This window comes from Nocardioides sp. CPCC 206348, assembly GCF_048654705.1.
Lineage (GTDB): Bacteria > Actinomycetota > Actinomycetes > Propionibacteriales > Nocardioidaceae > Nocardioides.
This window is the reverse complement of sequence record NZ_JBMCZA010000229.1, coordinates 72,965-78,722: the sequence shown is the minus strand read 5'-3', so window position 1 is coordinate 78,722 and position 5,758 is coordinate 72,965. Positions and strand designations below refer to the sequence as shown.

6 protein-coding genes and 1 pseudogene are annotated in these 5,758 nt (G+C 71.0%); 5 read left to right on the top strand and 2 right to left on the bottom strand.

The window, feature by feature from the left end; translation table 11 throughout:
- The coding region (locus ACOADB_RS26210; protein WP_378605915.1) for a DUF922 domain-containing protein at nucleotides 1-710 on the top strand (710 nt) is incomplete at its 5' end.
- A 30-nt stretch (nucleotides 711-740) separates the two neighbouring features.
- Here ACOADB_RS26210 and ACOADB_RS26205 read toward each other — a convergent pair.
- On the bottom strand, nucleotides 741-1,820 hold the full coding sequence (locus ACOADB_RS26205) for a diguanylate cyclase domain-containing protein (protein WP_378605912.1): 1,080 nt from the start codon (nucleotides 1,818-1,820) through the stop codon (nucleotides 741-743).
- An 85-nt stretch (nucleotides 1,821-1,905) separates the two neighbouring features.
- Between ACOADB_RS26205 and ACOADB_RS26200 the strand changes: the two genes are divergently transcribed.
- Both ACOADB_RS26200 and ACOADB_RS26195 read left to right on the top strand, forming a co-directional pair.
- Nucleotides 1,906-3,207 carry an ABC transporter substrate-binding protein gene (locus tag ACOADB_RS26200; RefSeq protein ID WP_378605909.1) on the top strand — a complete coding sequence of 434 codons (1,302 nt, stop codon included), beginning with the start codon at nucleotides 1,906-1,908 and terminating at the stop codon, nucleotides 3,205-3,207.
- 56 nt (nucleotides 3,208-3,263) lie between these two features.
- Nucleotides 3,264-4,160: an alpha/beta hydrolase gene (locus tag ACOADB_RS26195; protein WP_378605906.1), complete on the top strand. Its 897-nt coding sequence runs from the start codon at nucleotides 3,264-3,266 to the stop codon at nucleotides 4,158-4,160.
- Here ACOADB_RS26195 and ACOADB_RS26190 read toward each other — a convergent pair.
- On the bottom strand, nucleotides 4,157-4,531 hold the full coding sequence (locus ACOADB_RS26190; RefSeq protein ID WP_378605903.1) for a hypothetical protein: 375 nt from the start codon (nucleotides 4,529-4,531) through the stop codon (nucleotides 4,157-4,159). The two genes, ACOADB_RS26195 and ACOADB_RS26190, sit on opposite strands and share 4 nt — an antisense overlap.
- A gap of 146 nt (nucleotides 4,532-4,677) precedes the next feature.
- On the opposite strand from ACOADB_RS26190, the gene ACOADB_RS26185 reads away from it, so the two are divergent.
- Both ACOADB_RS26185 and ACOADB_RS26180 read left to right on the top strand, forming a co-directional pair.
- Nucleotides 4,678-5,568, top strand: coding sequence for an AAA family ATPase (locus tag ACOADB_RS26185; protein ID WP_378605900.1), 891 nt, complete (start codon nucleotides 4,678-4,680; stop codon nucleotides 5,566-5,568).
- A gap of 4 nt (nucleotides 5,569-5,572) precedes the next feature.
- Nucleotides 5,573-5,758: pseudogene (locus tag ACOADB_RS26180) on the top strand (hypothetical protein); the annotation flags it as partial.

Genomic DNA, 5,758 nt, shown 5'->3' with positions numbered 1-5,758 from the left:
GGCACCAACACGGTGCCGACCCTGAACGACAGGACGCCGCCGTCCGCGAGACGACCGCGGGCCGGACGCCGCAAGGTGTGCTGGCCCTGCAACGCGCGGCGGGCAACGGCGCCGTGGCCGGACTCCTGGGCGTACAGCGGTACGCCGTCGGCGCGAAGGCGGACTCCGACGCCACCACCGTCCTGGCCTGGCTCGCGGCCAACAGCCCGTACGCACCTGAGGCCGCCCACACCCAGGCTGCCTTCTCGATGACGCGGACCTTCGACGCCAAGGAGAAGGACGGCACCTGGACGGTCAAGGTGAAGGCGTCGACCGTCGATGTGAAGAAGTCGGTCGACATGCCGACCTGGGCGCCGACCAAGATCAAGAAGGAGTGGACCGCCGCCCACACGGCGTTGCGCGCCCACGAGGCCCTGCACGAGGGTGTCGCCGACACGTGGAAGGCCACTCTCAAGGCGCGCCTGTCGGCGTACACGTTCACGACCAGCACGGCCACGTCCTGGGATGACGCGACGGCGGAGGCGGGTGCGGACCTGGACGCGAAGTGGGTGACCTGGATCGAGGAACACCAGAAGGACCAGGACAAGCTCGATCCGTACGCCGTCGTGATCGCCGGCGCGGCGGCCCCGGCCCCGCCGGCCCCGGCGCCGACACCGGACGCAGAAGCAGCGCCGGAGTCCGGCGAAGCGGCACCGCCCGTCGAGGAGTGATCCTGCGCGGCCTCGTCCGCCCCGAAGGGCTCAGCGGCAGCGGGCTCGCTTGGCTCGATACAGCGCTTCGTCGGCACGGCGGAGGAGTTCGTCGGGATCCTGGCTCGCGCCGCGGGAACGGGCCATGCCGATCGAGGTGTGCAGGTCGAAGGGTTGGCCAGCCACCTCGAACGGGCGCGCGAATGCCGCGAGGATGCGTGCCTCGACCGCCTCGACACCACTGCCCCGGGGCAAGAACACGGCGAACTCGTCGCCCCCGAGTCGCGCAGCGAAGTCGTCCTCTCGCACGGCGTCCTGCAGCCGGAGCGCGACCTGCTGGAGGAGGGCGTCGCCCGCGTGGTGTCCCCAGGTGTCGTTCACGGGCTTGAACTTGTCGAGATCGAGGAACAGCAGGGCGGCCTGCGTGTCCGCGCGCGCCAGCTCGGCTTCCATGGTGCCGAGCAACGCGGCGCGATTCGGCAGTCCGGTGAGGGGGTCCGTGAGCGCCCGCGTCCTGTGGGCGGCCGATTCGCGACGGAGCCTGCGTTGTTCGCGACGGTCGAGCCGGAACACCCACACCAGGACGCCGAACGCGAGGGCGAACACGCTCGACAACAGCACGCTGAGGCGGCGGGTCAGGTCCGACTGTTGCTCGGTTGCCTCGGTGACGGCATCGCGATGCCGACTGATCGTGGCCTCCAACAGGGCACGCATCGCGTCCAGCGCCGGGCCCGCGACGCGGTCGTCGCCGTCGGTGGCCGGGGTGTCGCGCGTGGCGCGGAGCTGGCGGACGTAGCGGGCGTTGAGGACGCTGAGCTGGGAGAGCGCGAGCCCGTTGCTGCTGGGAACCTCCTCGCGCACCTGCTGGATCAGCAGTGGCATGGCCGCTACCGCCTCCTCCACGCGTTGCCATGCTTCGTCACTGGCGGAGCGGCGGTAGCCGGCCTCGGCGAAGGACTCCTCGGACAGCGCCTCGCGCAGCAAGGCGAACTGCGACACCAGTTCGCGGGTGGAGACCACGCGATCATTGGCCCGAGAAATGGCGGTCACGGCCGCAGCCGTCGTGCCGGCGAGTCCGAGGAGCGCGGCCGCCACCAGCATCGACGTCACCAGCGATGTGACCCTGTGCATCCTCGCGCCCTTCCCTGCAGATTCCTCTTGTTGATCGGCCGAACGGGTCCTCAGATGAGCCGGATCCCGGCCGAAGCCTGTCTTCATGAAACCCGTGCGGGCGTTGCTCCTCGCCGGCCTGCTCTCCCTGCTGGTGGCCGTCGGCTGCGCAGCCGACCCCGGACCCGACCGCGTCACCATCGAGGTGTGGGCCCACGACGGCACGGATGCTGAACGCGCGGTCCTCGAGCAGCAGGTGACGACGTTCAACGACCGCCACGACGACCTCGAGGTCAAGCTCCGGTTGATCGCCGAGGGCGACTACAACGACGCCCTCCAGACGGCGGTGGCGAGCGGTCACCTACCCGACGTCGCCGAGGTCGACGGACCGCTGCTCGCCGGCTATGTCCACCAGGGCGCCCTCGTGCCTCTCGACGGTCTCCTCCCCGACGCGGTGCTGGCCAGGCAGCTGCCGTCCCTCAAGGCCCAGGGCTCGCACGGTGGCCGCACCTATGCGGTCGGCACCTTCGATTCAGGTCTCGGTCTGTACGCCGACCGTCGGGCGCTGGAGGCAGCCGGGGTGGAGTGGCCGACGTCCGTCGATGACGCCTGGAGCGCCGAGGAGTTCGGTGCCGCCCTGGCAGCGCTCGCGAAGGAGGACGCCGACGGGAAGGTCCTGGACGTGAAGCTCAACTACGGCGTGGGGGAGTGGCTGACCTACGGATTCGCACCACTCGTCGCCTCCGCCGGTGGTGGCCTCATCGACCAGGAATCACTGTCGCCGACCGGCCGGCTGGACGGTGCCGCCTCCCGGCGTGCGCTGGCCACGCTCCAGGGCTGGGCGCCGTACGTCGACCCGAACGAGGAGGACGACGCGTTCGTCTCCCGGCGCGCGCCCTTGTCCTGGGTGGGGCACTGGACCTACCGCGACTACGCAGCGGCGCTCGGCGACGACCTGCTCGTGCTGCCGCTGCCGGACCTCGGCAAGGGCAGCAAGACCGGCCAGGGCTCGTGGGCCTGGACCGTGACGGCCAGCGGTGACGCCCAGCAGCAGGCAGCAGCGACGTTCCTGGCCCACCTCCTGGAGGACGAGGAGGTGCTCCGGATGGCGGACGCGAACGGTGCGGTCCCCGGCAACTCGTCAGCGCTGGAGGCCTCGAGCCTCTACGCGGAGGACGGTCCGCTGGCGCTCTTTGCGGACCAGCTGGTCAGGAGCTGCGGCAACGCCGAGCCCACGGCGGACTGCGTGGCGGTGCCCCGACCTGTCACCCCGGGCTACGCAGTCCTGAGCAGCCAGTTCGCGCAGGCCGTCTCGGTCGCGCTCTCCGGAAGGACAGCCGGCCCGGCGCTGGAGGAAGCGGCCGTCTTCGTCCAGGGCGACCTCGAGGACAACGACGGCTTCCGCTGACGTCGGCGTCCGTGTCGGACAACCCGTCACGCGGGTCGCGCGTCATCATCAGCACCATGGGCCACGCGCAGCGATCACGAATCAGCCGACGGGCGCTCCTGCTCGGCGGGACCGGCGTCGCGGTCGGCGGTGGGGCGGCGCTCGTCGGCATCGAGACCGAGGTGCTCCCCGGACGGGCCTGGCTCTACCACCACCTCGGGCGTGACGGAGCCGAAGGCGTCGTACCGGATGTCGAGGCGGGCGCCTTCGAGAAGGGCACGTTCCCGTCCCGGGCGCGTGGCAAGGACGTCGGCTGGGCGATCTCCCGGCCGCCCGGGGTGACCGGCGCGCTGCCGGTCGTCATCGCCCTGCACGGGCGCCGGCAGGACCACACGTCGGCGTTCCGCCCCGACCGGCTCGGCCTCGACCGGTTCCTCGGGGCCGCCGTCGCGGACGGTGTGGCGCCCTTCGCGATCGCGAGCGTCGACGGCGGGGAGTCGTACTGGCACGACCGCGCCGACGGCGATCACGCCGGCACGATGCTGACCGACGAGCTCCTGCCGTTGCTCGAGGAGCACGACCTCGACACGAGCCGGATCGGCCTGATCGGTTGGTCGATGGGCGGCTTCGGAGTCCTGCGGCTCGCCGCGCTCCTCGGCGCCGATCGGGTGCCTGCGGTTGCCGCGATGTCGCCCGCGCTGTGGCGCGACTTCGACGACACCGCACCCGGCGCGTACGACGACCGGGCGGACTTCGAGGCGACGACGGTGATGGGGCGCCAGCAGGACCTCGACGGCATTGCGGTCCGCATCGACTGCGGGGAGGGGGACCCGTTCTACGCAGCGTCGAAGGAGTACGTCGAAGGGTTCGCCCGTCGCCCGGCCGGCGCCTTCGAGCTCGGCGACCACGACAGTGGCTACTGGCGACGGATCGCCCCGTCGGTGCTGGCGTTCCTGGGCGGGGCCCTGGCCTAGCCGGTGGCGGTGGTCGCCGGGGCGCCCAGGCACACGGCCACGAGCTCGCCGGCGACGGCCCCGCTGAACACGGCCCAGCCGTGGTCGAAGGAGACCAGCTCGGTCTCGCCCTCGGGGGTGCGCACGATCGCCTTGCTCGGGATCACGTCGCGGTCGAAGCCGGTGAACGAGCACCGGTTGCGCTGCATCATGTCGTCGAGCGGACCGGACTGCATGCCGATCTGTTCGGCGGGTGCGCTCGGCTGGGGCGTGGTGATCACGTTGACCGCGCCGAAGCCCACCAGGAGGGTCATCGCGCCCGCAGTGCTGGCGGCACGAATCGCCTGGACGGCGACCTTGAACCGCTGGGCGGGCAGCACGAGATCGGTCATCCGGAGCCCCCCTGCGCGTTCTGTTTGATCGACGGTCTGTTGTCGATCTCAACGAGTCGGAGGGGTCGGGGTCACGACTCGTCACGCGTGATCCACCAGACAACAACGGGGGTGTGGATGTCCGGACCAGCCACCAGACGGGCAGGATGGGCCGCATGACCTGGTTCGAATCACCGGCCGACGCGGCCGCCCGGCTCGGTGCCGCCGGCTACCTCGCCGACGCTGCGACTGCCACCACGACCTACCTCGCGGGCGCGCTCGAGAAGCCTCTCCTGCTCGAAGGACCGGCCGGTGTCGGCAAGACCGAGCTCGCCAAGGCGGTGTCCCGCGCCACGGGTGCGGAACTGGTGAGGCTGCAGTGCTACGAGGGACTCGATGAGGCGCGTGCGCTGTACGAGTGGAACTACAAGAAGCAGCTGCTGCGGATCCAGGCCGCCAACGCGTCGGGCTCGGCGAACGGCGGCGACTGGAACGCCACGCACGACGACATCTTCACCGAGGAGTTCCTGCTGACGCGGCCGCTGCTCACCGCGATCCGACGCGACGAGCCGACGGTGCTGCTGATCGACGAGGTCGACAAGACCGACATCGAGGTGGAGGGCCTGCTCCTCGAGGTGCTCAGCGACTTCCAGGTGACCATCCCCGAGCTCGGGACCGTTGCCGCCACGCGCCGGCCCTTCGTCGTACTCACCTCGAACGCGAGCCGGGAGCTGTCCGAGGCGGTCAAGCGTCGCTGCCTGTACCTCCACCTCGACTACCCCGACGCCGCGCGGGAGCGGGAGATCCTCCAGCAGCAGGTGCCCGGGCTGGACGACCGGATCGCCGAGCAGCTCGTCGCCACCGTCGCCCGGATGCGCGAGCTCGAGCTCAAGAAGGCGCCGTCCATCGCCGAGTCCGTCGACTGGGCGCGCACGTTGATCGCCCTCGAGATCCGCGACCTCGACGACAAGGCCATCGCCGAGACCCTCGGTGCCGTGCTCAAGCACCAGTCCGACCACCAGCGGGCGATCAAGGAACTCAAGCTCAACCGGGCCTGACGCCATGACCTCCGACCGCCCTGATCGCGCCGACCACTCCGGCCTCCTCGACCGGCACCTCGCTTTCGTCGAGGCGCTGCGGGGTGCCGGGCTGTCCGTGTCGCTGGCCGAGGACCTCGACGCCGTGGCGGCGTTGTCGGCGCTGCACTGGACGAGTCGGGACACGGTGCGCGACGCCTTCGCCGCCACG

What these genes read in the sequence shown, in the direction of transcription:
- ACOADB_RS26205 (WP_378605912.1), bottom strand. Translation starts at nt 1,820, where the DNA reads ATGCACAGGGTCACATCGCTGGTGACGTCGATGCTGGTGGCGGCCGCG.
- ACOADB_RS26200 (WP_378605909.1), top strand. Translation starts at nt 1,906, where the DNA reads ATGAAACCCGTGCGGGCGTTGCTCCTCGCCGGCCTGCTCTCCCTGCTG.
- ACOADB_RS26195 (WP_378605906.1), top strand. Translation starts at nt 3,264, where the DNA reads ATGGGCCACGCGCAGCGATCACGAATCAGCCGACGGGCGCTCCTGCTC.
- ACOADB_RS26190 (WP_378605903.1), bottom strand. Translation starts at nt 4,531, where the DNA reads ATGACCGATCTCGTGCTGCCCGCCCAGCGGTTCAAGGTCGCCGTCCAG.
- ACOADB_RS26185 (WP_378605900.1), top strand. Translation starts at nt 4,678, where the DNA reads ATGGGCCGCATGACCTGGTTCGAATCACCGGCCGACGCGGCCGCCCGG.